The following is a 26518-nucleotide window of genomic DNA, read 5'->3' as shown; positions in this document are numbered from 1 at the left end:
GTTTCCCCGTGACCGACCGCCGCCGCCGCATCAGCGCGGTGGTCGTGACCTTCGACAGGCTCGCCATGATCGAGCGGCTCCTCGAGCGACTGCGGGCGATCGAGGAGCTGGCGGAGATCCTGGTGATCGACAACGCCTCGAGCGACGGCACCGGGGAGTGGCTGCGCAAGGTGGGGACGACCGCCGGCGGCGTGCCGGTGCTGGCCCGGACGCTGCCGCAGAACTCCGGCGGCGCGGGCGGGTTCCACGAGGGGTTGCGCTGGGCGGAGGAGCGGGGCGCCGACCTGGTCTGGCTGATGGACGACGACGGCACGCCCGAGCCTGACTGCCTCGACCGGCTCCTCGCCCACGACGGCGCCTTGGACTTCTGGGGCCCGGTCGTCGTCGACGAGGCCGACCCCGAACGGCTGGTCTTCCCGATCCGGCTGCCCGGTGGCACGCGGGTAGTGCACGCCATGGACGACGTACGCCGAGCCGCCGATGGTGGGCTGATCCGCGACATCGTGATCCCGTTCAACGGCGTCCTGGTCACGCGCGGGCTGGTCGAGCGGATCGGCCTGCCGCGCGCGGAGTTCTTCATCTGGGGCGATGACCACGAGTACCGCCTCCGCGCGGAGCGTGCCGGTGCGCGCATCGCGACCGTCGTCGATGCCCGGGTCCAGCACCCGTCCGTGGGGGCGCTCGGGACCCCGATGGCGTTCGGGCGCACGACGTACAACGACACCCCGAGCGACCTCAAGCACTACTGCATGGCGCGCAACAACCTGGTCAACCTGCGCGAGTACGGCGGGGTACCGCACGCGCTGGCCTTCGTCGCGAAGACGCTGTGGTTCTACACGTTCACCCGGCGCGACCCCGGCCGCATCCGGCTCAGCATCGGCGCCTGGCGCGACGCGCTGCGGGGCGACTTCACCGGCCACGAGAGGTTCCTGTGAGCGAGACCGTCGCCGTCGTCGTGGTCACCTACAACCGGGCCGACCTGCTCGCCCGGACCCTCGAGGGGCTGACCGCGCAGACCCATCAGCCCGGGTCGATCATCGTGGTCGACAACGCCAGCACCGACCACACCCGCGAGGTGCTCGACCGCCATCGTTCGTCGGCCGGGCCGACGCTGCAGCGGATCCATCTCGAGACCAACACCGGCGGCGCAGGCGGGTTCCGCGCGGGTATGGCGGCGGCGTACGACCAGGGCTTCGACCGGATCTGGCTGATCGACGACGACGTCGTCCCGGTGCCCGACTGCCTGGCGGTCCTGATGGCCCAGGACGAGGCGTGCCTGATGGTGGTCCGCGAGGACATCCGCGGCCACCTGGTCGAGAAGGCCGCCATCGACTTCGACCTCAGCCGCCCCTGGTCGATCCGGCCCAAGCGCGCCAGCGTGGAGTCGGCGTACGGCGAGCGTGCCGCCATGCCGGAGCGCGTGGAGCTGCAGAACGTCGCCTTCGAGGGCTTCCTGGTACGCCGAGAGGTCGTCGCGGCGGTCGGGCTGCCCGACGACTCCTTCTTCATCTTCTACGACGACGTCGACTTCGCCCTGCGCGCCCGCCGCGCCGGTTACCGGATCTGGGCCGTCCGCGATGCCGTACTCGTGCGTCAGCTGGACTTCGACCAGAAGCACGCGCTGGACACCTGGAAGGGCTACTACATGTACCGCAACCTGTTCGCTGTGCACTTCCGCTACGGGACCAACCCGCTCGTGCGTGCCAAGCCCTACGCGGTCGCCGCCGTCGTGACCGCGCTCAGCCCGGTCCGCGGGGGCCGGGTGGAGGCGAGCAACGTGTTGCGCGCGGTGCGCGACGCGCGCTCGATGCGTCGGCTCCCCTCGCCCTCGGGCGGCGGCACGATTCCAGGTTCGGACCGCTCCGCTGGCTAGACTGGCGGATCTCGACCGATCAGGAGTTCTGACTTGTCCCAGCCCGACCTCGTCGTCGTCGGGTCCGGTTTCTTCGGCCTCACCATCGCTGAACGGTGTGCCAACGAGCTGGGCCTGGACGTCCTCGTCCTCGAGCGACGTCGCCACATCGGCGGCAACGCGTACAGCGAGGCCGACCCCGAGACCGGCATCGAGGTGCACGTCTACGGCGCGCACCTCTTCCACACCTCCAACGAGCGGGTCTGGGAGTACGTCAACCGCTTCACGTCGTTCACGCACTACCAGCACCGCGTCTTCGGCCAGTACGACGGGCAGGTCTACTCACTGCCGATGAACCTCGGGCTGATCAACCAGTTCTTCGGCCGCAGCCACACCCCCGACGAGGCCCGCGAGCTGATCGCCAAGCAGGCCAGCGAGATCCAGACCGAGGATGCGCAGAACCTGGAGGAGAAGGCGATCAGCCTGATCGGCCGCCCGCTGTACGAGGCGTTCATCAAGGGCTATACGGCCAAGCAGTGGCAGACCGACCCGAAGGAGCTGAGCGCGGACATCATCACCCGGCTCCCGGTCCGCTACAACTTCGACAACCGGTGGTTCAACGACACCCACGAGGGCCTGCCCGTGGACGGCTACACGGCGTGGCTGACCAGGATGGCCGACCACCCGAAGATCGAGGTCCGGCTGAACACCGACTTCTTCGACATCGCCCACGAGTTCAAGGGCCGGGTGCCGATCGTCTACACCGGGCCGGTCGACGAGTACTTCGGCCACAGCGAGGGACGCCTGTCGTGGCGCACCGTCGACCTCGAGGCGGAGGTCAGGCACGTCGACGACTTCCAGGGCTGCGCGGTGATGAACTACAACGACATCGAGGTGCCCTGGACGCGCATCCACGAGTTCAAGCACTTCCATCCCGAGCGCACCTATCTCCCGGGCAAGACCGTGATCGTGCACGAGTACAGCCGCTTCGCCGAGGAGAACGACGAGCCGTACTACCCGATCAACACCAAGGAGGACCGCGCCACGCTGCTGCGGTACCGCGAGCTGGCCAAGAAGGAGCCGATGGTGCTGTTCGGCGGGCGTCTCGGCACCTACAAGTACCTCGACATGCACATGGCGATCGGCTCGGCCCTGTCCATGTTCGACAACAAGCTGCGGCCCCACTTCGCCGAGGGCGCCGAGCTCACGAGTGGAGGAGTCGAATGACCACCCGTCTGCTGCAGCGCCAGATCCTGCCGCTCGACCGCGACACCGACGTGATGGCGCTCTACGTCGACCCCGAGGAGGCACGGCTCGACGCCGACAAGTACCAGGTCGGCGGCAACCGGGCCGCCAAGGAGCTCAACCAGGCGGCGATCCGGCAGACGACCTCGACCGGCGCGAGCGTCCACCCCGACCAGATCGAGTCGCGCACGGCGCTCCGCGTGCTCCAGGGGCAGCGGCTGTCCTTCGGTACGTACTTCAACGCGTTCCCGGCGTCCTACTGGCGGCGGTGGACCCACGTCACCGACGTCACCCTGACCGTGTCCGTGACCGGCAAGGGCTCGAGCGTCACGGTGTACAAGTCGATGGCCAACGGTCGCGCGCAGCGCGTCGCCTCGGCCACCACGGACTCCGAGGGCTCGGGCAGGTTCACGTTCGAGCTCAGCCTCACGCCGTTCGTCGACGGCGGCTGGTACTGGTACGACGTCGTCGGCGGTGACGAGGACGCGGTCGTGGAGTCGGCGGAGTGGACGGCCGACGTCCCTGAGGAGCTGGCGGAGCACGGCACCACCGACATCGCCATCACCACGATCCTCCCCGACTTCTGCTCCAAGCTGCTCAAGCAGATCGGGGACGACGACGACCTGGCGCCGTACGTCGACACCGTCTTCGTGATGGACCAGGGCTCCAAGCCGGTGACCGGCTCGGAGTTCTTCCCGGCGGCCGAGAAGGCGTTGGGCGATCGGCTGCGGGTGCTCGTCCAGGGCAACCTGGGCGGCTCCGGCGGGTACGCCCGGGGCCAGCTGGAGTCGCTGCGCAAGGGCACCGCGACGTACGCGCTGATGATGGACGACGACGTCGTCTGCGAGCCCGAGGGCATCATCCGGGCGGTCACCTTCGGCGACCTGGCCAAGCGCCCGACGATCGTCGGCGGTCACATGTTCAGCCTCTACTCGCGCTCGCGGCTGCACAGCTTCGGCGAGATCATCCATCCCTGGCGCTTCTGGTGGATGACCCCGCTCGACGCCTACCCGGAGTGGGACCTCGCGGCACGCAACCTGCGCTCCGCGCGCTGGCTCCACAAGCGGCAGGACGTCGACTTCAACGGCTGGTTCATGTGCCTGATCCCGCGCCGGGTGATCGACGAGATCGGCCTGTCGCTGCCGCTGTTCATCAAGTGGGACGACAGCGAGTACGGCCTGCGCGCGAAGGAGCACGGCTTCCCGACCGTGACCTTCCCCGGCGCCGCCGTCTGGCACGTGCCGTGGAGCGACAAGAACGACGCCGTCGACTGGCAGGCCTACTTCCACCACCGCAACCGTCTGGTCGCGGCGCTGCTCCACTCGAGATATCCGCGCGGCGGACGGATGCTGCGCGAGAGCGTCAACCACCAGATCGCCCACCTGGTCTCGATGCAGTACTCCACCGCGGAGCTGCGACTGATGGCCATGGAGGACGTCCTGGCCGGTCCGCGCGGGCTCCACGAGCTGCTCCCGCACCGGCTGGCCGATGTGAACGCCTTCCGCAAGCAGTTCAGCGACGCCCAGCTGCACGCCGACCCCGACGACTTCCCGCCGGTACGCCGCGAGAAGCCGCCCCGGAAGGGGAAGTCCGACAGCGAGGTCCCCACCCGCCGGTCGATGCTGATCACCGCCGGGCTCGCCCCGATCCGGCAGCTGCGGCCGCGCCGGAAGCTCGCCGCGGAGTTCCCCGAGGTCGAGCTGCCGGCGATGGACGCCAGGTGGTTCCGCCTGGCGCGCTACGACTCGGCCGTCGTGTCCATGAACGACGGCACCTCCGCTGCTCTCTACCGGCGCGACCCCGCCCACTTCCGCGACCTGATGCGTCGCACCCTCGCGGTGCACGCGCGCTTCCACCGGGAGTGGGACGCCCTGTCCGCCGAGTACCGGGACGCCCTGGCGGAGATCACCTCGCCCGAGGCCTGGGAGGAGACCTTGCGGCCCTGGACCGAGTCCGAGGAGTGAGCGGAAGTGACCGGGACGTGAGCGGGAACGACGCGGCGACGAGCGCCCCTGCCGCGCCGCCCGTACGCTTCCGTGCGGTGGACGCGCCGCTGCGTCCGCCGTGGTCGGAGCAGGGGCTGTTCGAGGTGTTCCGGCACCGCTACATCCTCAGCCTGCTGGTGCGCCGTGAGATCGCGGCGCGCTACCAGGGGTCCGTGCTCGGCCTGCTCTGGTCCTACGTCAACCCGCTCACGCAGTTCTTCATCTACTACTTCGTGATGGGCATCCTTTTCGGCCGGGCCACCCGCACCGAGGACTTCGCGGTCCACGTCTTCGCCGGCCTGATCGTGGTGCACTTCTTCACCGAGACGATGACAGCCGGCACCCGGTCGATCGTCCGGAACAAGTCCCTGGTCCAGAAGATGGCCGTGCCACGGGAGATGTTCCCCGTCGCCTCGATGCTGGTCTCGCTGTTCCACGTCGTGCCCCAGGTGGTGATCCTGCTGATCGCCACCCTGATCGCCGGCTGGCGCCCCGACCCGGTGGGGATGTTCTTCGGCGTCATGGGTCTGCTGATCAGCATGACCCTGGGCACCGCGCTGGCCCTGATGTTCAGCGCGGCGAACGTGTTCCTGCGCGACATCTACAACGCGGTGAACGTGCTCAGCAACTTCATCCGCTTCGGGGTGCCGATGATGTACCCGTACACGCTGGTCGCCCAGCGCTTCCACGGTCACACCGGGCTCTACCTCATGAACCCGATCAGCGAGGCCGTGCTGTCGTTCCAGCGCTGCTTCTGGGTCGGCGCCACCAGCCACCCGTCGCAGACCGTCGCCACCGACATGCCGCCGAACCTGTTCTGGCTGGCGGTCCGGGCGCTGCTGATCAGCATGGTGATCCTGGCCTTCGCCCAGTCGACGTTCACCCGCCTCGAACGGCGCATCCCGGAGCGTCTTCTGTGACCGACCGCCGCTCGATCGTCGTCCGCCACGTCTCGAAGACGTTCACCCTGCGCTACCACCGCACGCTCAAGCAGATGAGCGTGGCGATGCTGCGCCAGCAGGACCTGTCCGACTCCTTCCTGGCCGTCGACGACGTCTCGTTCACGGTCAAGCAGGGCGAGTCGATCGGGCTGATGGGCCTGAACGGCTCCGGTAAGAGCACGCTGCTGAAGATGATCAACGGGATCATGCGTCCCGACTCCGGCGTGGTGAAGACGCGTGGCCGGATCGCCGGCCTGATCGCCACCGGGGCCGGCTTCCACCCGCAGCTCACCGGCCGTGAGAACGTCTACCTGAACGCCGCGATCCTCGGCATGTCCGAGGCGGAGACGCGGCGCAAGTTCGACGCCATCGTGGAGTTCGCCGATCTCGGCCGGTTCCTGGACTCGCCCGTCGGCCACTACTCCTCGGGTATGTTCGCCCGGCTTGGCTTCGCGGTCGCCATCCACGTCGACGCCGACATCTTCCTCGCCGACGAGGTGCTCGCGGTGGGCGACCGCCCGTTCAAGCGCAAGTGCCTGGCGAAGATGGAGGAGGTCCGCGACAGCGGTACGACCCTCTTCTACGTCAGCCATTCAGCCGGCAGTGTCCGCAGCATGTGCGAGCGGGTGCTGGTGCTGGAGAAGGGCCGGCTGGCGTTCGACGGGCCGGTCGACGAGGGCATCCGCTTCCTGCACTACGACGACGACGGCGACAAGCCGCTCGACGAGGAGCAGGAGATGGACGAGGCGATGGGCGCGGACATCTGACCGCGCAGCCGAGCGCGAGGAAGGAGGGCTCGGCGTGGGCGCGGGAAGGTCGAGCTTCGCTCGGAAGATCCGGCGCTTACCGGATTTCGAGACGCGTCGCTCGACCCCTCTCTTCGTTCGGGTTCGAGCCGACGCTCCTCACTCTCTCGCGCTTGTCGGATTCCTCGAGCAAGCTCGAGTAATCCGGCGCTCGACGGCGTGTCGACTGGAAATTACAGGCTTGTAGTTACTCAGAACTTCTTCCCGTGCCGTGTGACTGATGTGAAACTTGCTGCTCGTGTGACTCCTTCCCCCACACATCTGGAGCAGCGGCATGAGCCCCCACCGCAGTCGGTTCGTCACGACCTGCCAGCAGGTGCTGGCGCTCGGTGTCGTGCTCGCTGCGCTCACTCCGGCGGCCGGGGTGGTCACCCTCGACGTGGTCGGCACCGGTCCGGCGACCACCAGCGGCGGAGGAGTCACTGCGCTCCCGACCTCCGCGCTCGCGGCGTACACAGCGGAGGCGATCAAGGCGTCGCGGGTCCCCACAGCCCCGGTCAAGCCGCAGGTGCGCGAGGTGCAGCTGACCTCCTCGACGACCACCGCCGGGCGAGCGATCCCCACGCCGTCGGCCCGGATCGCCCAGCAGCGCGGCGGCACCCATGAGCTGACCACCACACCGCAGACGGTCACCGGCTTCGGAGAGGTCGGCGTGACCTGGGCGCACGGCGTCACGATCCCCCAGTCGGGGCTGACGGTGACCGCGCGGACGCGGACCGACAACGGGTGGACCGCATGGAGCGACGTGCCCTACGACCCCGAGCACGGCCCCGACCCGGGATCGGCCGAGGCCCGTCACGCCCGGCCGGGCACCGAGCCGGTGCTGGTCGGCAAGGTCAGCGACGTCCAGGTGCGCGTCGTCTCCGACCAGCCGATGCCGCCGGACATGAAGCTCGCCGTGATCGCACCCGGCCACGCCCAGGACTCGGCGGACGAGCGGGCCGCGATCGACACCAGCACGATGGACGGCGGCGGCGGGAGCGACTCGGTCCAGGAGGCCGTGGTCCTGGATCGCGCGGCCTCCGTGGCGTCCACGACCGGCGCCGACGACACCGCCCGACTGGCGGCCGCAGTGTTCACCCCGAAGCCGGTGATCTACTCGCGCCAGCAGTGGGGCGCCGACGAGAGCATCCGCGACAAGTCCTCCCTGCACTACGGCGACGTCCACGCCGGCTTCGTGCACCACACCGTGAACGCCAACGGCTACTCGCGCAGCGAGGTGCCCGGCATCATCCGCAGCATCTACGCCTACCACGTGGAGTCCCGCGGCTGGAGCGACATCGGCTACAACTACCTGGTCGATCGCTTCGGCCGGATCTGGGAGGGCCGGTACGGCGGCGTCGACCGCCCGGTCGTGGGGGCCCACACCCTCGGCTACAACGACGACTCGTTCGCCGCCTCGGCGATCGGCAACTACCAGATCGCCCATCCGAGCTCGGCGATGATCCAGGCCTACGCGAGCCTGTACGCCTGGAAGCTGTCACTCCACGGCGTCAACGCCGACTCGACCCGTCAGTGGGTCACCAAGCGGTGGTTCCAGGCCATCAACGGCCACCGCGACGCCGCCGCCACGTTGTGCCCCGGCCAGTACCTCTACGCCAAGCTCCCCGAGATCCGCCGCCTCGCCGCGGCCGCGCAGCGCGGCTGGTCCGGGCGGCAGCTCGAGTCCAACCTCGCGTCCACGCCCGCACCCGACATCGTCGTACGTCGTGCCAGGGACGGCGAGGCGTTCGTCGTGCCCACCGGGGGGCTCTTCTCCTTCCCGAGGCCCGTCACCGCCGCCTCCGTGGTCTCCGGCGCCACGCAGCTCACCGTCACACCGGACATCACCGGCGACCGGCACAGCGACCTGCTCGTGCGGCAGGCCGACGGCAGCGTCGCCGTCCGGCCCGGCACCTGGCGGGGAACCTTCAAGGCGGCCACCCAGGTGCTGACCGGGTTCCGGGGCCTGGACCAGGTGACCGCGCCGGGTGACCTCAACGGCGACGGCCGCAACGACCTCGCCGGCCGCAACCCCTCGACCGGTGCGCTGGTGCTGTTCCTCCAGCGGTCGGACGGCGGGTTCCGACGCGTCGTGAGCAGCACGGGCTGGAAGTCCTTCGACCTGATCACCGGTGTCGGTGACCTGAACGGGGACGGTCACGCCGACCTCGTCGCGCGCGACGCCGACGGCGACCTCTGGCTGTACGCCGGGCGGGGCGACACGACGTTCGCGAAGGGCGTGCGCATCCCCGGCAGCTTCGGGCAGTACGACGTGATCGCGGGGGCCGGTGACATCAGCCACGACGGCCGCGCCGACCTGCTGGTCCGCGAGCGCAGCACCGGCGCGTCCTACGTCCTCCCGGGCAACGGCGACGGGACGTTCGGCCGGAGACTGGGCCCGATCAACCGGTTCGCGGGCGCCACCGGCCTGGCCGTGGGCAACGTCGCCCGGTCGAACGCGCCCGATGTCGTCGCCCTCGACGGAAACCGGGTCGAGGAGTGGGTCAACCCCGGCCGGTTCGACCTCGGCGGCCCGATCGACACCGGGGCGGACCTCTCCGGGGCCGACAAGATCCTGGTCGCCGGCGACTGGGACCGCGACGGCTACGGCGACGTGGTCACCCGCCAGACCAGCGGCAACCTGGTGCTCTGGCGCGGCGACGGCCACGGCCATCTCGCGCGGACCAAGATGCTGGCCAAGGGTTTCGGCACCGTCGGCAAGCTCACCGCCGTCGGTGACATGACGGGTGACGGGTTCCCCGACCTGATCGGCCAGCCGCGCTACGGCGTGATGAGGGTGTATCCGGGTAGGGGTCTGGCCGGCTTCAAGAAGAGCTACCCCATCTACAGCCGTCTCAAGGGAAACCCCATCGGGGTGGGCCGCTGGAACGGCGATGGTGCCCCCGACAGCCTGCTGCGCCGCGGTGGCACGCTGACCCTGCTCCAGGGCAACGGCCCAGGTGGTCTGCACTCCCCGTCGACGCTGCCGGTCGACATGTCCCCGTACGACTGGACGATCGGGATCAGCGACCTCCAGCTGACCGGCCACCCCGACCTGATCGTGCGCCAGAAGAACACCGGCCGGCTGTACGCGATCCCCGGCAAGGGCTCGGGCCTCAAGCGTCCCGTGTACGTCGGCGGCGGCTTCGGGGGGTACGACCTGGTGGGCTAGGCGCGACGCCCCGAGACGTCAGGTGGCGGGCGAGAAGCGGTCGGTCACCCGTTCGTCGGCAGCGATGCGCCCACGCCGTTCCTCGGACGCCTGCGTGACCAGGACCAGTGAACCGCTGCGTGCCAGTGGTTCGGTGAGGGAGGCGAGACCGGAAGGGGAAGCCGGGTTCGCCTCCGAGAGGAGGCGGCCGCCGTCGGCGAGATCACCGGCGGCGGCCGACCTCCACAGGTCGGCCTGCGTCGTCCCGGCAACCGCCAGGTCGCCGTCCTCCGGCCCCGGCCACGCGACGTACGCGTCCGGCTGCGACCAGACCTCGGCTCCGAGGTCGTGGACGCCCCCTGGTACGCCGTCCGGGAACCGCCCCGCCAGCGGCCGCAGCGCCGAGGCCACGACCGGGATGCGGCCGGCCTCGGACGCCCACCGGCCGAGCCCGTCCCGCCCGGTGACCACGGCGTCCACGTCACCGTCGTCGCCCTCCCAGACCACCTCGAAGCCACATCCCCACGCCGCTCCCAGCACGACGGTCCCCAGCCAGTGCGGCGGCAGGTCGACCAGCAGCCGGCTGCCGTGCTCGACGTCCAGCTCGTCGGCCAGGAGCGAGGAGACCTTCGCGACCCAGTTGGCCCACGTGGTCACGGACAGCTCCGTGCGCTCACCACTCGCGTCGTCGTAGAAGGTCACCAGCGGCCGCCCGGCGTCGGCGGCCAGGAGCCCCGACAGGATCTGGGGGAACGTCGTCATCGCGAGGTCACCTTACGGACAGGCTCAACGCCCTAGGGTTTCGGCCATGGCTGCGATCGAGCACTTCTGGGCCGTGATCCCGGCGGGCGGCTCGGGGACGCGCCTGTGGCCGCTGTCGCGCTCGAGGTCCCCCAAGTTCCTCCACGACCTGACCGGAAGCGGGCGCTCGCTCCTGCAGGAGACCGCCGACCGGCTCGCGCCGCTCGCCGAGGACCGGTTGCTGGTGGTGACCGGAGCCCGCCACCGCGATGCCGTGCTCGCGCAGCTGCCCGGCGTCGAGCCGGCGCGCGTGATCGGCGAGCCGGCGCCTCGCGAGTCGATGGCCGCCATCGGGTACGCCGCGGCCCTGCTCGAACGGGAGGATCCCGACGCCGTGATGGGCTCGTTCGCGGCCGACCACGCGATCGGGCACCTCGATGCGTTCGCCGAGGCCGTCACCCTGGCGATCGACGTGGCGCGGAACGACTGGCTGGTGACGATCGGCATCGAGCCGACCCGCCCCGCGACGTCGTTCGGCTACCTCCGGCAGGGCGATTCCCTCTCGGCGCACCGTGGGGCCTTCGTCGTGCGCGAGTTCGTCGAGAAGCCGCCGCCCGACGTTGCCGCGGCCTACCTCGCCTCGGATGACTACCGCTGGAACGCCGGCATGTTCGTCGTGCGTCCGACGGTGCTGCTCGACCTGCTCGCGACCTGGCATCCCGACCTGGCCACCGCGCTGCGTGACCTCGCCGCGGACCCCTCTCCGATGGACGAGGTCTGGCCGGGACTGACCAAGATCGCGATCGACCACGCGGTCGCCGAGCCGGCCGCCGCCGAGGGACGCGTCGCGACCGTCCCGGCGGACCTCGGCTGGGACGACATCGGCGACTTCCACTCCCTGGCCTCCGTGCTCGGCCGGCTCCGAGGGGACGGCGAGCTGCAGGTGCTGGGTGATCCCGGGGCGGTGGTGGCCGAGGCGAGCAGCGGCGTCGTGGTGCCCGGCGGCGGGCGTCTCGTCGCCCTGGTCGGCGTCGACGACGTGGTCGTGGTCGACACCCCGGACGCCGTGCTGGTCACCACGCGCGACCGGGCTCAGGACGTGAAGGCGCTGGTGGACCGCCTGCGAGCAACCGGACGGACCGACCTGACCTGAGCGGTCACATCCCGTTGGGCTCGGGGGAGTCGGTGTAGGGGTAGTCGCTCATGAACGTCTGCAGGGCCGCACCGGAGACCGACGAGCAGTACTGCCAGACGCCGACCTGCTTGGCCTGACCTGCCGCGGCGTTCGCGGTGCCGCCGACGGACCAGTGGGTGAAGGCGATGTGCTGGCCGTCGGGGAACGGCTTGCCGTCGTCCTTGGTCCACGGCACGGCCTTGAACTTGTGGCGCAGGTCGGTGGTGCCGGAGAACTTGTCGGCGATCGCGCGGATCTGGCTCATCTGGTTGTCGTCGCCGGCGACGCTGTCGTCGTACCAGAGGATCGTGTAGCCGTGCTCCTCGTTGTGCACGAGCGTGCCGAGCGCCGGCCGGTCCTGGCTGGTGTAGAACTTGCGCGCCATCGGGTCCGGGTCGATGTAGTGCTCGCCGAACGCCGGAGGGCTGTCCGGGTAGCTGACCGGCGACCCGTCCGGGATGTGCTGCTGGTTGCCGTTGGCCGGCTTGGTCGTCGTCTTCTGGCAGGCGCCGGCCGGCGCGCCGATCCGCGCCAGCGGCTTGCCGGAGTACTTCGAGGTGCGGAAGTGGTCCACCACCGGACCCCAGGCCGCCGCGACGATGATGCCGACGGCGACGAGCACGCAGACCGCGACGATGATGCCGCCGCGCCGACGCTCGGCCGCCTTCTGCCGGGCACGCATCTGCTCGACGACCTTCTGCCGCTCCGTGCGGGTGGTCCGTGACGACGCGGACGACTTCGAGGACTTGGCCATGACTGTGCTGAGCTCTCTCTTCGTGACGGCCGGACGGGGTGGAGTGCGGCGAGTCTACGTAGTGATCGGGCGCAACCGAACTCCGACGGGCGCGCGCTCGTCCACCAGCCATCCGTGGGCGTACGCCGCGACCGCGACCACCCAGCCGGTCCTGCCGTCCTCCGACACCACCTCGATCGCCCCGTCGACCAGACCCACTTCGGCGCCGGTCAGTCCGGCGAGCAGGTCGCGGAGCTCGACCGCGTCCGCCGGCCCGCCGAAGGCGGCCCGGTCGTCGTCACTGCCGCGCAGCGCGGCCAGTACGGCCTCGCGTGCACCGAGCCCGAAGAGGTCCGCGCCCTCGGGACGGAGCAGCGCGGCGGCACCGGGTCCGTCCTCGCCCGGCGGGAGCACCAGGTCGCCACGTCCTCGCACCACGACGAACGGCCGTCGGGCGAGCTTGCCGGCGGCGAGCTCGGCTGCCCCGGCCAGCTCGTCGGCGACCGCGGGTGCGGTGACCGCGAGTGTGTTGCCGTAGGGGTCGACCCGGCCCGCGTGGTCGTCGAGCACGCGCAGCCCGGCGGCCCCGACCGCGATGTCCGTCTGCCCCTCCCGCCAGGCGCGCCCGGCGGTGTCGGTCACCACGACCGCCACGCCGGCACCCGTCCGCTCCAGGAGATCGGCCCGCAGCCTCCGAGCCGTCGCGTCGGGGTCCTCGGGCAGCAGGAGCACCCGCCCCGTCTCGACGTTCGAGGCGTCGACGCCGGCCGCGGCCATCGTCAGCCCGAGCCGGTTGACCACGATCGAGAGCGAGCCGCGGCGAGCCACGAGCCGCCGGGTCTCGCGCACGATCGCCTCGGCCCGGTCGCCGACCACGTCCCGGCCCTCGGCCTTGCTGACCACCTTGCTGGTCACGCAGACGACGTCCCCGTCGGCGAGGTCGCACTCCGACAACGCGCCCAGGAGGTGGTCGGCGAGGTCGTCGCCGTGGCGTACCTCCCCGACCCCGTCGGGGGCCCAGACGGTGATCACGGGTTGCTCACGAGACCAGCCTCACCGCGGCCGCGGCCATCTCGGCCGTTGCCTCGGGCGAGGTCATCAGGAGCGGGACGGCCTCGCAGGCGATGCCGGCCGACCGCACGCGGCCGGTCTCCGCCTCGTCCACGGTGTCGACCAGCCACCCGTCGAGCACGCCGCCGTCCGGATCGCCGTTCCTGGCCCCGTAGTGCAGCGCGACCGCGCTCGCGGCGACCTCGACACCGATCGAGGTCAGCAGCTGGTGCGCCATCCCACGCACGTGGGTGCCGCCGACGATGGGGGAGACCCCGACCACCGGCGCCTTCGTCGCGACCACGGCCTCCCGGACGCGCGGCACGCCGAGGATCGTCCCGACGCTGACCACGGGGTTGCTCGGCGGGACGACGACCAGGTCCGCGTCGGTGATGGCGTCGATCACCCCCGGCCCCGGCGAGGACTCCTCGAGCCCGACCACGACCACCGCCTCGGCCGGCACCTCGGCGTGCAACCGCACCCAGTACTCCTGGAAGTGCACGACCCGGCGACCACTGGGACTGTCCGGGTCGGCGATCGCGACGTGGGTCTCGACCCGGTCGTCGCTCATCGGCAGCAGCCGCACGCCGTCACCGTGGACGGGGCGCAGCCAGCGCCGGCACAGCGCCTCGGTCACCTGGGAGAGCGGGTAGCCGGCGTCGAGCATCTGGGTGCGGACCAGGTGGGTGGCGAGATCGCGGTCGCCGAGGCCGAACCAGGTGGGCTCCACGCCGTACGCCGCGAGCTCGTCCTTGGCGTTCCAGGTCTCGTCGCGACGGCCCCAGCCGCGCTCGTGGTCGATGCCGTCGCCGAGCGTGTACATCACGGTGTCCAGGTCGGGGCAGACCTTGAGCCCGTGCAGCCAGATGTCGTCGGCGGTGTTCGCGACCACCGTGACCACGGCGTCGGGGTCGACGCCCGGCACCAGCCCGCGGCGTACGCCGTGCAGCAGCCCGGTCAGGAACGTCGCGCCGCCGACGCCTCCCGAGAGCACGGTGATGCGGTGCATGTGGGTAGCCTGCCGCACCCGGGACCGCGGGATGCTAGCGGGTCGGGGCCACGTCCGCAGGGAAATGCCAATACCAGATCCCGCCTTGACTTCCGGTGTACGACAGGCGTGTAATTCCCACAGTGTTCTTCGAACGGTATGGGCGTTCGAGCCGGTAGCAGCCACACACATCAACGCCACACCACAACAGGGTCGAAAGGGCGAGAACCGTGAGGGAACTGTTTCTCCTCGACGCGGACGCCGAGGAAGCGGGTTGGCAGGAGCGCGCGCTCTGCGCACAGACCGATCCGGAGGCGTTCTTCCCCGAGAAGGGCGGCTCGACCAGGGAGGCCAAGAAGGTCTGCCTGACGTGCGAGGTGCGGGGCGAGTGCCTCGAGTACGCCTTGATGAACGACGAGCGCTTCGGCATCTGGGGCGGGCTCTCGGAGCGTGAGCGCCGGAAGCTGAAGAAGCGGGCTGTGTGAAGCGCCCCGGGTGACGGCGCCTGGAGCCTGGTGACTCGGCTCACCCTGCCGGCGAATTCGGGGGTTTCCACCCCGCCGCTAGTGTGATCGACCGTGGATCCGGCAGTCGTGGCTCTTCTCGTCAGCCACGACGGGGCCCGGTGGCTGCCGGCCGTCATCGACGGCGTCCGGGCGCAGACCACTCCGCCGTGCGGCGTCGTGGCGGTGGACACCGGCAGCCGCGACGCGAGCCCCGATCTCCTGGTCGATGCCTTCGACGAGGTGGTCACGCTCACCGGCCGCGCGGCGTACCCCGAGGCGGTGCGCACTGGTCTGGAGCAGATCCCCGTCCTCGAGGCGGGTGGGCCCGAGTGGGTCTGGCTCCTGCACGACGACAGCAACCCGGCTCCCGACGCGCTGGAGCGGCTGCTGGCCGCGGCGGCCGCCGACCCGCGCGCCGACATCCTCGGCCCGAAGCTTCGCGAGTGGCCGTCGTTGAAACGCCTGCTCGAGGTGGGCGTCACCATCTCCGGGACCGGGCGTCGGGAGACCGGACTCGAGCCCGGCGAGTACGACCAGGGCCAGCACGACGAGGCGCACGAGGTCCTCGCGGTCAACACCGCCGGCATGCTGGTACGTCGGAGCGTGCTCGACGAGCTCGGCGGCTTCGACGACAACCTGCCGATCTTCGGCAACGACATCGACTTCGGGTGGCGGGCCGCGCACCGCGGCCACCGCACGGTCGTGGTGCCCGAGGCGATCGTGTTCCACGCCGAGGCGGCCCACCGCGGCACCCGGCGTACGCCGCTGACGGGGCGGCACACCCACTACCAGGAACGCCGTGCGGCGCTGTTCACCCTCCTGGCCAACGTCCCCGCTCGGAAGCTGCCGTGGCAGCTGGTCCGGCTCTTCGTCGGGACGCTGGTGCGGATGGCCGGGTTCTTCGTCGTCCGCTCCCCGGGTGAGGCGCTCGACGACCTGGCCGCAATGTTCTCCGTCTACTTCAGCCCGAACGAGATCCGCCGCGCTCGCAAGGCGCGCAGGTCACCGGGTACCTCCGGCGACCACGATCCCCGCCCCCTGCTGGCGCCCTGGTGGCTGCCCTACCGGCACGGGCTCGACTTCGTCGGCGACATCGTCGCCGCCGCCTTCAACCAGGCCCAGGACGTGGCCGACCGGCGGCGGGCCGCCAAGGAGGCCGTGGCGCCGGTGCCGCTCCGGCGCCCGGCCGTGGTCGACGACGACACGCCCGAGGAGGACACCGGGCTCGTCGCCCGTTTCTTCACCAACCCGCTCGCGCTGTCGCTCGCGCTCGTGGTGCTGCTGTCGGTGTTCGGCGCCCGCGAGGCGTTCGGCCAGGTGACCGGCGGCGGCCTCGCGCCGGCGCCGGCGCAAGCCACCCAGCTGCTGGGCCTGTGGACGGAGTCGTGGCACCCGCTCGGCACCGGCACCGCCGTCCCCGCTCCGGCGTACGTCGTGGTCATGGGCCTGCTCGGCTGGGTGCTGGGAAACAGCGCCGCCGCCGCTGTCGCCGCCGTGCTCCTCCTGGCCGTCCCGCTCGCGTTGTGGGGCTCGTGGCGGATGCTCCGCGTGGTCGGGCGCCTGGTCGATCCCGGCGGCTCGCCGCGCTGGTTGGTCGCGCTGGGCGCGGTCAGCTACGCCCTGGTCCCGGTCACCTCGGGTGCCTTCGGCGACGGCCGGCTCGGCGTGGTCGCCGTGTCGGTGATCCTGCCGTTCCTGGCCCATGCGGCTCTCGGCTTCGGCGACCCCGAGCGAGACCGCCGCTGGCGCGCGGCGTGGCGCACCGGCCTCCTGCTCGCCCTCGCCGCGGCGTTCGAGCCGGTGGCGTGGGCCTTCGGGGTCGTCCTCGCGGTGATCGTCCTCGGACTCGCGTACGCCGTGACGCGCCGCCTCCCGCGGAGTCGCGACGTGGTCGGTCCGCCGCTGCTCGCGCTCGCCGTGACGCCGGTCCTGCTCCTGCCGTGGTGGCTGCCGGCGATCCGGCACGGTGCCGCCTCGCTGCTGCTGATGGAGACCGGCCGCCAGCCCTATCCCTCGCTGTCGTTCGGGGACTTCCTCCTCGGCCGGTTCGGCCCCGGCCTCGGCAGCCCGTGGTGGCTGGGCGCGCTGCTGGTCGCCCTCGCGTTCCTCGCCCTGATTCCCCGCGCGACGCGCATCCCGGTCCTGGTCACCTGGCTGGTCGCCGCCGTCGCGGCGATCACCGCGACCGGCCTGTCCGTCGTACCGCTCTCGCTGCCCACGGGATCGGTGCGCCCCGGGATCGCGGTGCTGACGGTGGTGCTGCACGGCTGCTTCGTGCTCGCCGGCATGCTCGGTGCGCAGGGCCTGGTGATGATCCTGCGCCGCTCGCGCCGTGAGCACCACGAGGTGCTGCTGCTCGGGCTGGCCGCGGTGGCGGCGATCGTCCCGGCGGTCGGGCTCGGGTGGTTCGTCTGGCAGGGTCCGGGAGACCTGGCCAACGACGAGCAGACCGGCATCCCGCCGTTCATGACCGACGAGGCGACCGCTGAACCGGCGGCCGGGATCCTGGTCATCCGCGGCGACGTCGCCCACGGACTCACCTACACGATCCGGCGGGGTGCGGGCGACACCCTCGGCGAGGACGAGGTCCTCTACGCGTCCGAGCCCGACCGGGCGTTCAACGACGACGTCCGCGCTCTGGTCTCGCGTCCGACGCCGGCCGTGGTCGACGACCTGGCCGGGGCCGGCATCCGCTACCTGGTCCTGCCGGCGCCGTACGACGGGTCCGTGGCCGCCGGCCTCGACGCCACCGACGGGCTCGGTCAGGCCGGGACGGAGACCCAGTCGACGCGCACCTGGCGGATCGAGACCGAGGTGGACCCGCGGGCCGTCGACGGCCCCGGGTCGGTGGAGCGACCCGTGCTGCTCGCGGTCGAGGGCGTCGGCCTGGTGGCGGTCCTGGTGCTGAGCCTGCCGACGCTGCGCGCGAGACGCCGTCACGAGGAGGACGACTCATGAGCCCCGGCAAGCGGGTCCGGATGGGCGACGTCGTCCGGCGTCGGCGTACGCCGCGGCTCGACGCCGTGAGCGTCCTCGCCGTCGTCATCCCGCTGGTCACGGTCGGCGTCCTGGCGATGGTGCGACAGCCGCCGGTGCACGACCGGACCCAACCGCCGGCTCTCACCCGCCTCACCAGCGCGACCGTGGTCTGTCCCGCCCGAGTGCCGGGCTCGCCGGACGCCTGGGTGTCGACGGCGAGCGGCGGATCCGGAGACGTGTCGGTCCGGGCGCAGGGCGCGGCGTCGTCGATGCCGGTGCGCACGGGCGCGGTGGCGCGGGTCCCCGGCACGGATGCCCCGGTGGTCGTGGGCCGGGACGCGCTGGCGCCGGGTCTCCTCGGGCTGCGCTCGGGGACGAGTCCGCTGACCTACCAAGCGTGCAGCGTGCCGTCTCCGCAGCAGTGGTTCACCGGGCTCGGCGCCGGTGCCGAGCACGACTCCGTGATCGAGCTGGTCAACCCCGACTCGGGCTCGGCGGACGCCGACATCACCCTGTACGGCTCCCACCCGTTCACGGCCCGGAAGCTGCACGGGATCACGATCCCGGCCCACCGGACGATCTCCCTCGACCTCGGCCGGATCGTGCCGCGCCGGATGTTGCTGAGCGCCCAGGTCCAGGTGACGCGGGGCCGGCTGGCCGTGCACGTGCTCGACAGCCGGACGAACCTGCTCACCCACCAGGTGCGCCGCGAGTGGCTGCCCCGCCAGGACGGCCCGGCGGCGGACAGCCAGCTGCTCGGTCTCCCCACCGGGAAGGGGACCCGGACGCTGCAGCTCGCCAACCCCGGCGAGGAGGGCGTGCGGGTGCAGGTCAAGATCGTCACCGGGGACACCAGCTTCGCCCCCGCCGGGCTGGACACCGTCACCGTTCCGGCGGGCGCCACGAGGTCGGTGTCCCTGACCAAGGTGCTGGCCAAGGCCCTCGGCGACGGCGCCGTGGGCGTCCAGGTCACCGCCGACGGCCCGGTCACGGCGTCGGTGCTCACCGACCTCGGGACCGACCAGGCGTTCACCGTCCCCGACCCGGTGATCCGCGACCAGGCCGCCACCCTGCTTCCCGTCGCGCGGGGCAAGGGGGCGACCCCGGTCACCGCGACGCTGTATGTCGCGGCCGACTCCGCGGGCGCCGCCACCGTCTCGGCGTACGACGCCTCGGGCAAGAAGCTGCTCGACCGGAGGGTCGGCCAGCAGCAGGGGCTCACGGCGAAGGTCCCGCTGCCGAAGGGCACGGCGTTCCTGGAGGTGGTGCCGGAGAGCACCCGGATCCGGGCGGCCGTCCTGCTCACCGGAGACGGCGCCTCGGTGGTGCCGATGCACGAGCTGCTCACGCGAGGCCTGGTGCCCCAGATCAGTCTGGGTCAGGACTAGGTCGGGGCGTTCAGTCCTCGCGGGAGTAGCGGGGGTCGACGTCCTCGGGGTCGATGCCCAGGAGCTCGGCGATCTGCTCCACGAGCACGGTCAGCACCATCGCCTCGAGGTCGGCCCGGTTCTCGCAGCGGTGCTCGATCGGGCGGCGGAAGACGACGAGCCGCGTGGGGGTCGTGCCGTGCCCACGGACCAGCGACGCCAGCGGGACCGTCTCGCCGCTCCAGTCGTCCGGCAGCTGCGGTGTGTCCTCCACGGCGTACTCGACCAGGCCGAGCCGCTCCTGCCAGCGGGTATCGATGTCGCGGACCGTGTCGAGGACCAGCTGGTCGAACCGCTCGCCGGGCGTCGGCAGCTCCGGACGCCCCGGCAGCGACGGCGCGATCGCCGGCCCGCGCATCCCGCGACCGCGGCGGTCGCGGAGGCTCCGGCGGGGGGAGGCGGGCACCGGCGAGGTCATGGTGCCAGCCTAGGTGTCCGGCACCTCCGCGTGCCTCAGCGGCGTACCGCGGGGCCGGGGGTACCGTCGGCGCCGTGAGCCCCGCCCGGCGCTGTTCGCGCACCGCGTGCGACCGTCCCGCGGTCACCACGCTGACCTACGTGTACGCCGACCAGACGGCGGTGGTGGGGCCGCTCGCGACGTACGCCGAGCCGCACTCCTACGACCTCTGCGACGTGCACGGGGAGCGGCTGTCCGCCCCGCGGGGCTGGGAGGTGCTGCGGCTCGCGCCGGACCCGAGCACGATCCCGCCGTCGCCGGATGACCTGCTCGCGCTCGCGGACGCCGTGCGCGAGGCCGGGCGACCACTGGTCGAGGCGACCCGGTCGCCCGGCGAGGCAGGACGGACCGGGGGCCCGTCCGGCGTCGGACGTGAGACCGCGCGGCGCGGTCACCTACGGGTCCTGACCTCGGAGTGACGCGTCTCGGCCCCGGCTCGGGTCGTTAGGCTCGGCCCGTGGCCACCACGGACCCGGCGAACACGCACGCCGTCTTCAAGGCGTACGACGTGCGGGGCACGGTGCCCGACCAGCTCGACGAGGAGCTGTCCCGGCGTACGGGTGCGGCGTTCGTCCGCGTCGCCCGGGCGTCGACGGTGGTCGTCGGGCACGACATGAGGCCGAGCTCACCGCCGCTTGCCGCGGCGTTCGCGGCCGGCGCCGCAGACGCCGGTGCCGACGTGGTGATGATCGGGCTCGCGTCCACCGACCAGCTGTACTTCGCGTCCGGCGACCTCGGCCATCCCGGGGCGATGTTCACCGCCAGCCACAACCCCGCGGCGTACAACGGGATCAAGCTGTGCCGCGCCGGCGCCCGACCGGTCGGCGCCGACTCCGGGCTGCTGGAGATCCGCGACGCCGTGGGTCACCCGCAGCCGCCGAGCGGCGAGGCGGGCACGATCACTCAGCGCGACGTACTCGAGGCGTACGCCGCGCACCTCCTCCGGCTCGCCCCGGTGGCCGGGCGACGGCTCAAGGTGGTCGTCGACGCCGGCAACGGGATGGCGGGCCTGACGGCGCCGGTGGTCTTCGAGCGGATCGGCGGCACGGACGGCGGGACCGTCGAGCTGGTGCCGATGTACTTCGAGCTCGACGGCACGTTCCCGCACCACGAGGCCAACCCGATCGAGCCGGAGAACCTCGTCGACCTCCAGAAGCGCGTCGTGGCGGAGAACGCCGACATCGGGCTGGCGTTCGACGGTGACGCCGACCGGTGCTTCGTGGTCGACGAGCTCGGCGGGGCGGTGTCGCCCTCGACCCTGACGGCACTGATCGCCGCCCGCGAGCTCGCGAAGGAGCCCGGCGCCTCGGTGATCCACAACCTGATCACGAGCCGCCGCGTGCCCGAGCTGGTCACCGAGCTGGGTGGCACGCCGGTCCGCACGCGGGTAGGGCACTCCTTCATCAAGGCCCGGATGGCGGAGACGAACGCCGTCTTCGGCGGCGAGCACAGCGGGCACTTCTACTTCCGCGACTTCTGGCGCGCGGACTCCGGGATGCTCGCCGCGCTGCACACGCTCGGCGCCCTGGCGAGCTCCGACCGGTCGCTCTCGGAGCTGCTCGACGACTACCGTCGCTACGTGCTGAGCGGGGAGATCAACTCCGAGGTCCTCGACCCCACCGCCACGCTCGCCGCCGTGGAGTCGGCGTACGCCGGGACGCGGGGCGCGGTGCTCGACCACCTGGACGGGCTGACCGTGACCACCGACGACTGGTGGTTCAACGTGCGACCGTCCAACACCGAGCCGCTGCTGCGCCTCAACGTCGAAGGTGCCGACGACGAGACCATGACCCGTGTCCGCGACGACGTCCTCTCTCTGATCAGGAGCCACGCCAGATGAACCTCGACCCGAAGCTCATGGAGATCATCCGCTGCCCCGACGACCACGGCCTGCTCGAGCCGGTGGGGGAGGAGCTCGTCTGCCAGAGCTGCGGCCTGGCCTATCCCGTGCGCGACGACATCCCGGTGCTGCTGGTCGACGAGGCCCGCAAGCCGGCCTGAGCGTCGTACTCCCATGGCCACCTGGTTCGACGAGTCGCGGCTGGACGACGAGTCCGCCCTGGCGACCGCCGACGGCCGGCTGCGCGAGCTCGCCGAGGCGGGCGCGCGGGTACGCCGTGAGGCGGCGGAGTCGGCGTCCGGGGTCGCCGCCGCCGTGGCCACGGCCCGCGATGCCGCGCGCCCTCGGGCGATCGTCGCCGCCGGACCGGACTCGCGCCTGCTCCGCGCCGTGCTCGAGCCGTGGTGCCCGGTACCGTTCGTCGCCTGGCCCGGTCCGGCCCTGCCCGGCTGGGCCGGTGGTCTCGACCTCGTCGTCGTGCTCGCCCCCGACGGCTCCGACCGGGCGACCGCGGGGGCCGTCGCCGAGGCGGTACGCCGTGGCTGCCAGGTCGTGGTGGCCTCGCCCGAGGGCTCGCTGGTGGCCCAGCACGCCGAGGGCCGGTGGTCGACGATCGTGCCCACCGTGACGCGCGACCAGCTGGCCACGGCCGTCGTCGTGCTGGAGTACCTCGACCAGGTCGGCCTCGGCCCACGCGCCGACCACGCCGACGTGGCGAAGGCGCTCGACGACGTCGCCATCGCCTGCTCGCCGCACCGCGACATCGCGGTCAACCCCGGCAAGATCCTGGCGCTCGCCCTGGCCGACACCAACCCGGTCGTCTGGGGCGGCTCCAGCCTGGCTGCCAGGGCCGCCCGACGGGTCTCGGAGACCATCCGGCGAGCCTCGGGCCAGTCGGCGATCGCCGGCGACGCCGAGCACCTGATGCCGTTGATCGAGGCGGCCCGGCCCCGGGACGTGTTCGACGACCCGTTCGCCGAGGGTGGGACGGAGACCCGGCCGGTCCTGCTGGTCTTCGATGACGGCGCCGACGACCCGGTCGTCCGCGAGGACCGCGGCCGGCTCCAGGCCACGGCCGTGGAGCACGGCGTACGCGTGGAGACGGTGACCGCCGACGGTGACACGGAGATCGCCCGCTACGCGTCGCTGGTGCTGAACGGCCGGTACGGCGCGGAGTACCTCCGCCTGGGTCTGGTCGACGACTGAGCCGGGTCGCGGCTGCGTCATCCGGATCGGTGGCAGAACGCCGTTGTGTCCGGACCCTCTCGCGCGATCAGGAGACGTGGAGATACTGACGCCCGAGGGGGCGGTCGTGGACGCGTGGTGGTCGGAGCCGGAGCGGCGTCGGGTGACGCGGCTGTGTGCGCTGATCACCGGCACTCCCGTAGCCGCCGAGGACCTCGCCCAGGAGACCCTGCTCGAGGCCTGGCGGATCAGGGACCGTCTGCTCGACCCGTCGGGAAGTCGTCCGTGGCTCGACGCGATCGCCCGGAACGTGTGCCGTCGCTGGCTGGTCCGACACGGACGCGTCCGGGGACACGAGGTCAGCACCGAGCCGCCCGACGTCGGTCACGACGAGCTCGCGGACCTGCTCGAGCGCGACGAGCTCGCCGAGCTCCTCGACCGCGCCCTGCGGCTGCTCCCGCCGGAGACCCGGGAGGCCCTGGTGGCGACGTACGTCGACGAGCTCGGCCCGACCGAGATCGGACGTCGGCTGCGGCTCTCGCCCGAGGCCGTGTCGATGCGGCTGACGCGCGGACGCGCCCGCATCCGCGAGCTGCTCGAGACGGAGCTGGCCGACGACCCGCTCGCCCAGGTCTGGGTCGCGCGGCACGGCGTCGCCTGGCGCACCGTCCGGGTGTCCTGCGCGACCTGCGGAGCCACCTCGTCGAGCATGCGGCGTGACGCGCGCGGCGGCGTCGTCCAGGCGCGTTGCGAGCGGTGCGAGCCCGACGGGCTCGCGTCGTCCTGGTCGCTCGACAACCCGGCCCTGCGCCCGCACCTGACCGCGGTCAGCCGCCCGAGCGCCGTTCTCGGCCGGATGGCCGACTGGTCGCACAGCTGGTGGCCCGCCGCGATCGCTGCCGGCCGGGTGCCCTGCACCCGCTGCGGGAGCGAGGTGGTGGTGCGGCCCTACGACCGGCTGGACGGCACGGACCCCCACGTCCGCCGTGGCTGGCAGGCGTCGTGTGCCACCTGTGGCGAGGTGCTCACCACGTCGCTGCTCGGGCTGACCCTCACCGCGCCCGAGACCCGGGCGTTGCGGGCCCGCAGGCCCCGCGCACACGCCGTACCCACGCGGCGGGCCGAGCGCTGCGGCCGTCCCGCACTGGTGGTCGGCCTGCACGACGACGGGTCCGGTGACCGGGTCGACGCGTTGTTCGACGACGCGACCGCGCGCCCCCTGGGCGTCGTCGCGTCTCGGTGATCGGGGTACTCCGACACCGAGACTTCTCCCTGCTCTTCTGGGGCGGGCTGGTGTCGGTGGCGGGCGACTGGATGCTCTTCGCGGTGCTCCCGTACGTCGTCTATGCGCGCACCGGCTCGACGATCGCCACGGCCGGGATGACCGTCGCCGAGCTCGCGCCCGGGATCGTGCTCGGCTCGGTGGCGGGGGTTCTCGTCGACCGCTGGGACCGCCGCCGGCTGCTGGTGGTCGTGAACCTCCTCCAGGGGCTGGTCGTTCTCGCGCTGCTCGCGTTCGTGGCCGACTCGTCCCTTCTTCCCGTCGTGTACGCCGTGGCCGCGGCTCAGTCGGCGCTCTCGGCGTTCTCGATGCCGGCCGAGAACGCCCTCCTGCCGACCCTGGTCGGCCCCGACGAGCTGGTGCCCGCCAACGCTCTCAACGCCCTGAACAACCGAGTCGGCCGCCTCGGGGGTCTCGCCCTGGGACCGGTGGTCTACGCGGTGGGTGGTCTCGGAGCGGTGACGGTCGCCGACGCGGTGTCGTTCGTGGTCGCCGCCACGCTGGTGGCGCTGATGCGCACCCGACCGGTGCCACCGGAGGAGCCGGCAGAGCCAGGGAGGTTCTTCGTCGAGTGGCGTGACGGGATCGCACTGGTGCATCGCGAGCGGTCGATCGCCGTCCTGTTCGTGGTCTTCGCGCTGATGACCTTCGGCGGCACGATGCTCGACCCGCTCCAGGCGCCGTGGGTGCGTGACGTGCTCGGTGGTGGGGCCGGGTTGTACGCGCTGCTGAAGGCCGTCCACGCCGCCTCCGGGATCGCCGGCTCGGTCGTCGTCGGCGCCCTCGGCGCACGGCTCTCGCCGCGGTTGCTCTGCGGGGCCGGGTCGCTCGTGGCCTGCGTCCTCCTGCTGGTGCGGTTCAACGTGCCGCTGGTCGCCGTCGCGGTCGCGCTGAGCGCGATCGCCGGGGCCGTCGCGGTCGGGTCGTCGGTCGGTGTCGAGACCCTGGCCCAGCAACGCGTGCCGGAGCCCTACCGAGGACGTGTGTTCGGCACCCTCCAGGCGATGATCTGGGCGGCCAGCCTGCTCGGCGCGGTCGTCGGCGGTGTCGGCGCCGAGTGGATCGGCGTGGTCGCGATGCTCGACGTCGCCTCGGCCCTGGTGGGTCTCGCCGGCGTCGTCGTGCTGCTGGCGCTGCCGGCCGATCGGAGCGGGGCCGTCGTTCGGTGACCCCGGTACCCTGCGGCGCATGTCGACCGAAGGCAGCACCAAGGCAGTGGTCGCGGCGCTCCTGGCCAACACGGGCATCGCGGCCACCAAGTTCCTGGCGTTCCTGCTCACGGGTGCGTCGTCGATGCTCGCCGAGGCGATCCACTCCGTCGCCGACTCCGGCAACCAGGGCCTGCTGCTGCTCGGTGGCCGGCAGGCGCGTCGTCGCCCGACCGCGGCGCACCCCTTCGGCTACGGCCGCGAGCGCTACCTCTACGCGTTCGTGGTGTCGATCGTGCTGTTCAGCGTGGGCGGTCTGTTCGCGCTCTACGAGGCCTACCACAAGGCGCACGAGCTCCACGCCACCCACGGCCACCCGGAGGACTCGCTGCTCGACAGCAGGTGGGCGTGGGTCCCGATCGTGGTCCTCCTCGCCGCGATCGTGATGGAGGCCCTCTCGTTCCGCACCGCGATCCGCGAGACCTCACACGTGAAGGGCGACGCGTCGTACGTCGAGTTCGTGCGCCGCGCGAAGGAGCCCGAGCTGCCGGTGATCCTGCTCGAGGACTTGGCGGCTCTCTGCGGTCTGGTCTTCGCCCTCTTCGGCGTCGGGCTGTCGCTGCTCACCGACAACCTGTGGTTCGACGTGATCGGCACCGCGCTGATCGGCCTGCTGCTGGTGGCCGTGGCCGTCGTGCTCGCGATCGAGACCAAGAGCCTGCTGATCGGCGAGTCCGCCTCCGCCACCGTCGAGCGCCGGATCGCCTCCGCGCTCGAGGGCGTCGACGGCATCGAGCGGATCGTCCACCTCAAGACGATGCACCTCGGCCCCGACGAGCTGCTCGTGGCGGCCAAGATCGCGGTCCCCGCCGCGGACTCCGCCGCCGAGGTCGCCAGGGCCATCGACGCCGCCGAGTCCTCCATCCGCGCCGCCGAACCGATCGCGCGCCTGATCTACCTCGAGCCGGACATCGCGCGCACCTGACGCGTCCCCTGAGGGTCTAACCTGCCTGCATGCGCCACTTCTCCGGCCACATTTGATTCAG

General features: G+C 71.9%; 23 protein-coding genes. 18 read left to right on the top strand and 5 right to left on the bottom strand.

Annotated features, from left to right (window positions below; all coding sequences use genetic code 11):
- The first annotated feature begins 8 nt into the window (after positions 1 to 8).
- The 7 genes from VGK78_RS05260 (at position 9) to VGK78_RS05230 (ending at position 9983) form a co-directional block, all read left to right on the top strand.
- Positions 9 to 935 carry a glycosyltransferase family 2 protein gene (locus tag VGK78_RS05260; protein ID WP_331526418.1) on the top strand — a complete coding sequence of 309 codons (927 nt, stop codon included), beginning with the start codon at positions 9 to 11 and terminating at the stop codon, positions 933 to 935.
- On the top strand, positions 932 to 1873 hold the full coding sequence (locus tag VGK78_RS05255; RefSeq protein WP_331526416.1) for a glycosyltransferase family 2 protein: 942 nt from the start codon (positions 932 to 934) through the stop codon (positions 1871 to 1873). The genes VGK78_RS05260 and VGK78_RS05255 overlap by 4 nt, the downstream gene beginning before the upstream one ends.
- Before the next feature lie 33 nt (positions 1874 to 1906).
- Positions 1907 to 3079 (top strand): UDP-galactopyranose mutase, encoded by a 1173-nt coding sequence (gene glf / locus VGK78_RS05250; RefSeq protein WP_331526414.1) that lies wholly within the window; start codon positions 1907 to 1909, stop codon positions 3077 to 3079.
- The gene (locus VGK78_RS05245; RefSeq protein ID WP_331526413.1) at positions 3076 to 5061 is read left to right on the top strand and encodes a glycosyltransferase; all 1986 of its coding nucleotides are present in this window, start codon (positions 3076 to 3078) and stop codon (positions 5059 to 5061) included. The genes glf and VGK78_RS05245 overlap by 4 nt, the downstream gene beginning before the upstream one ends.
- 77 nt (positions 5062 to 5138) lie before the next feature.
- Positions 5139 to 6002, top strand: a complete 864-nt coding sequence (locus tag VGK78_RS05240; RefSeq protein WP_331526412.1) for an ABC transporter permease — start codon at positions 5139 to 5141, stop codon at positions 6000 to 6002.
- The gene (locus tag VGK78_RS05235; RefSeq protein ID WP_331526410.1) at positions 5999 to 6790 is read left to right on the top strand and encodes an ABC transporter ATP-binding protein; all 792 of its coding nucleotides are present in this window, start codon (positions 5999 to 6001) and stop codon (positions 6788 to 6790) included. The genes VGK78_RS05240 and VGK78_RS05235 overlap by 4 nt, the downstream gene beginning before the upstream one ends.
- A gap of 313 nt (positions 6791 to 7103) precedes the next feature.
- Entirely contained in the window at positions 7104 to 9983 is a 2880-nt protein-coding gene (locus VGK78_RS05230; protein WP_331526409.1) for an FG-GAP-like repeat-containing protein, read from the top strand.
- Positions 9984 to 10001: 18 nt separating this feature from the next.
- Here the strand turns inward: VGK78_RS05230 and VGK78_RS05225 are convergent, their stop codons facing one another.
- Positions 10002 to 10724, bottom strand: a complete 723-nt coding sequence (locus VGK78_RS05225) for a TIGR03089 family protein (RefSeq protein WP_331526407.1) — start codon at positions 10722 to 10724, stop codon at positions 10002 to 10004.
- Positions 10725 to 10770: 46 nt separating this feature from the next.
- Between VGK78_RS05225 and VGK78_RS05220 the strand changes: the two genes are divergently transcribed.
- Positions 10771 to 11856 carry a mannose-1-phosphate guanylyltransferase gene (locus VGK78_RS05220; protein WP_331526405.1) on the top strand — a complete coding sequence of 362 codons (1086 nt, stop codon included), beginning with the start codon at positions 10771 to 10773 and terminating at the stop codon, positions 11854 to 11856.
- A gap of 4 nt (positions 11857 to 11860) precedes the next feature.
- On the opposite strand, the gene VGK78_RS05215 is transcribed toward VGK78_RS05220, so the two are convergent.
- Genes VGK78_RS05215 through cofD form a run of 3 tightly spaced genes read right to left on the bottom strand, consistent with a single transcriptional unit; the run spans position 11861 to position 14669 of the window.
- Entirely contained in the window at positions 11861 to 12631 is a 771-nt protein-coding gene (locus VGK78_RS05215) for a DUF3105 domain-containing protein (protein ID WP_331526403.1), read from the bottom strand.
- Positions 12632 to 12685: 54 nt separating this feature from the next.
- Positions 12686 to 13642 (bottom strand): coenzyme F420-0:L-glutamate ligase, encoded by a 957-nt coding sequence (locus VGK78_RS05210; RefSeq protein WP_331526402.1) that lies wholly within the window; start codon positions 13640 to 13642, stop codon positions 12686 to 12688.
- A 7-nt stretch (positions 13643 to 13649) separates the two neighbouring features.
- Positions 13650 to 14669, bottom strand: a complete 1020-nt coding sequence (cofD, locus tag VGK78_RS05205; RefSeq protein WP_331526401.1) for a 2-phospho-L-lactate transferase — start codon at positions 14667 to 14669, stop codon at positions 13650 to 13652.
- Positions 14670 to 14878: 209 nt separating this feature from the next.
- On the opposite strand from cofD, the gene VGK78_RS05200 reads away from it, so the two are divergent.
- The 3 genes from VGK78_RS05200 (at position 14879) to VGK78_RS05190 (ending at position 19521) form a co-directional block, all read left to right on the top strand.
- On the top strand, positions 14879 to 15133 hold the full coding sequence (locus tag VGK78_RS05200) for a WhiB family transcriptional regulator (protein ID WP_331499199.1): 255 nt from the start codon (positions 14879 to 14881) through the stop codon (positions 15131 to 15133).
- A gap of 93 nt (positions 15134 to 15226) precedes the next feature.
- Complete coding sequence (locus VGK78_RS05195; protein WP_331526400.1) at positions 15227 to 18112, top strand: glycosyltransferase family 2 protein; 2886 nt, start codon at positions 15227 to 15229, stop codon at positions 18110 to 18112.
- On the top strand, positions 18109 to 19521 hold the full coding sequence (locus tag VGK78_RS05190; protein WP_331526399.1) for a DUF5719 family protein: 1413 nt from the start codon (positions 18109 to 18111) through the stop codon (positions 19519 to 19521). Before VGK78_RS05195 ends, VGK78_RS05190 begins: the two co-directional genes overlap by 4 nt.
- Before the next feature lie 10 nt (positions 19522 to 19531).
- Here the strand turns inward: VGK78_RS05190 and VGK78_RS05185 are convergent, their stop codons facing one another.
- Positions 19532 to 19978, bottom strand: a complete 447-nt coding sequence (locus VGK78_RS05185) for a metallopeptidase family protein (protein WP_331526398.1) — start codon at positions 19976 to 19978, stop codon at positions 19532 to 19534.
- Positions 19979 to 20052: 74 nt separating this feature from the next.
- Between VGK78_RS05185 and VGK78_RS05180 the strand changes: the two genes are divergently transcribed.
- The 7 genes from VGK78_RS05180 to VGK78_RS05150 all read left to right on the top strand — a co-directional run bounded on the left by VGK78_RS05180 (position 20053) and on the right by VGK78_RS05150 (position 26457).
- Positions 20053 to 20436 (top strand): DUF3499 domain-containing protein, encoded by a 384-nt coding sequence (locus VGK78_RS05180; protein ID WP_331526396.1) that lies wholly within the window; start codon positions 20053 to 20055, stop codon positions 20434 to 20436.
- A gap of 38 nt (positions 20437 to 20474) precedes the next feature.
- Entirely contained in the window at positions 20475 to 21857 is a 1383-nt protein-coding gene (locus tag VGK78_RS05175) for a phosphomannomutase/phosphoglucomutase (RefSeq protein ID WP_331526395.1), read from the top strand.
- Complete coding sequence (locus tag VGK78_RS05170) at positions 21854 to 22018, top strand: Trm112 family protein (protein WP_331526394.1); 165 nt, start codon at positions 21854 to 21856, stop codon at positions 22016 to 22018. The genes VGK78_RS05175 and VGK78_RS05170 overlap by 4 nt, the downstream gene beginning before the upstream one ends.
- Positions 22019 to 22031: 13 nt before the next feature.
- Positions 22032 to 23063, top strand: a complete 1032-nt coding sequence (locus tag VGK78_RS05165; protein ID WP_331526393.1) for an SIS domain-containing protein — start codon at positions 22032 to 22034, stop codon at positions 23061 to 23063.
- A gap of 76 nt (positions 23064 to 23139) precedes the next feature.
- A complete protein-coding gene (locus VGK78_RS05160; RefSeq protein WP_331526392.1) occupies positions 23140 to 24285 on the top strand; it encodes a sigma-70 family RNA polymerase sigma factor in 1146 nt (381 codons plus the stop codon).
- On the top strand, positions 24282 to 25493 hold the full coding sequence (locus VGK78_RS05155) for an MFS transporter (RefSeq protein ID WP_331526390.1): 1212 nt from the start codon (positions 24282 to 24284) through the stop codon (positions 25491 to 25493). Before VGK78_RS05160 ends, VGK78_RS05155 begins: the two co-directional genes overlap by 4 nt.
- A 19-nt stretch (positions 25494 to 25512) precedes the next feature.
- Positions 25513 to 26457: a cation diffusion facilitator family transporter gene (locus VGK78_RS05150; protein WP_331526389.1), complete on the top strand. Its 945-nt coding sequence runs from the start codon at positions 25513 to 25515 to the stop codon at positions 26455 to 26457.
- Positions 26458 to 26518: the final 61 nt, after the last annotated feature.

This window comes from Nocardioides sp., from assembly GCF_036503465.1.
Taxonomy (GTDB): Bacteria; Actinomycetota; Actinomycetes; order Propionibacteriales; family Nocardioidaceae; genus Nocardioides.
The sequence above is the reverse complement of the archived record's forward strand: the minus strand, read 5'-3'. Positions and strand labels throughout refer to the sequence as shown.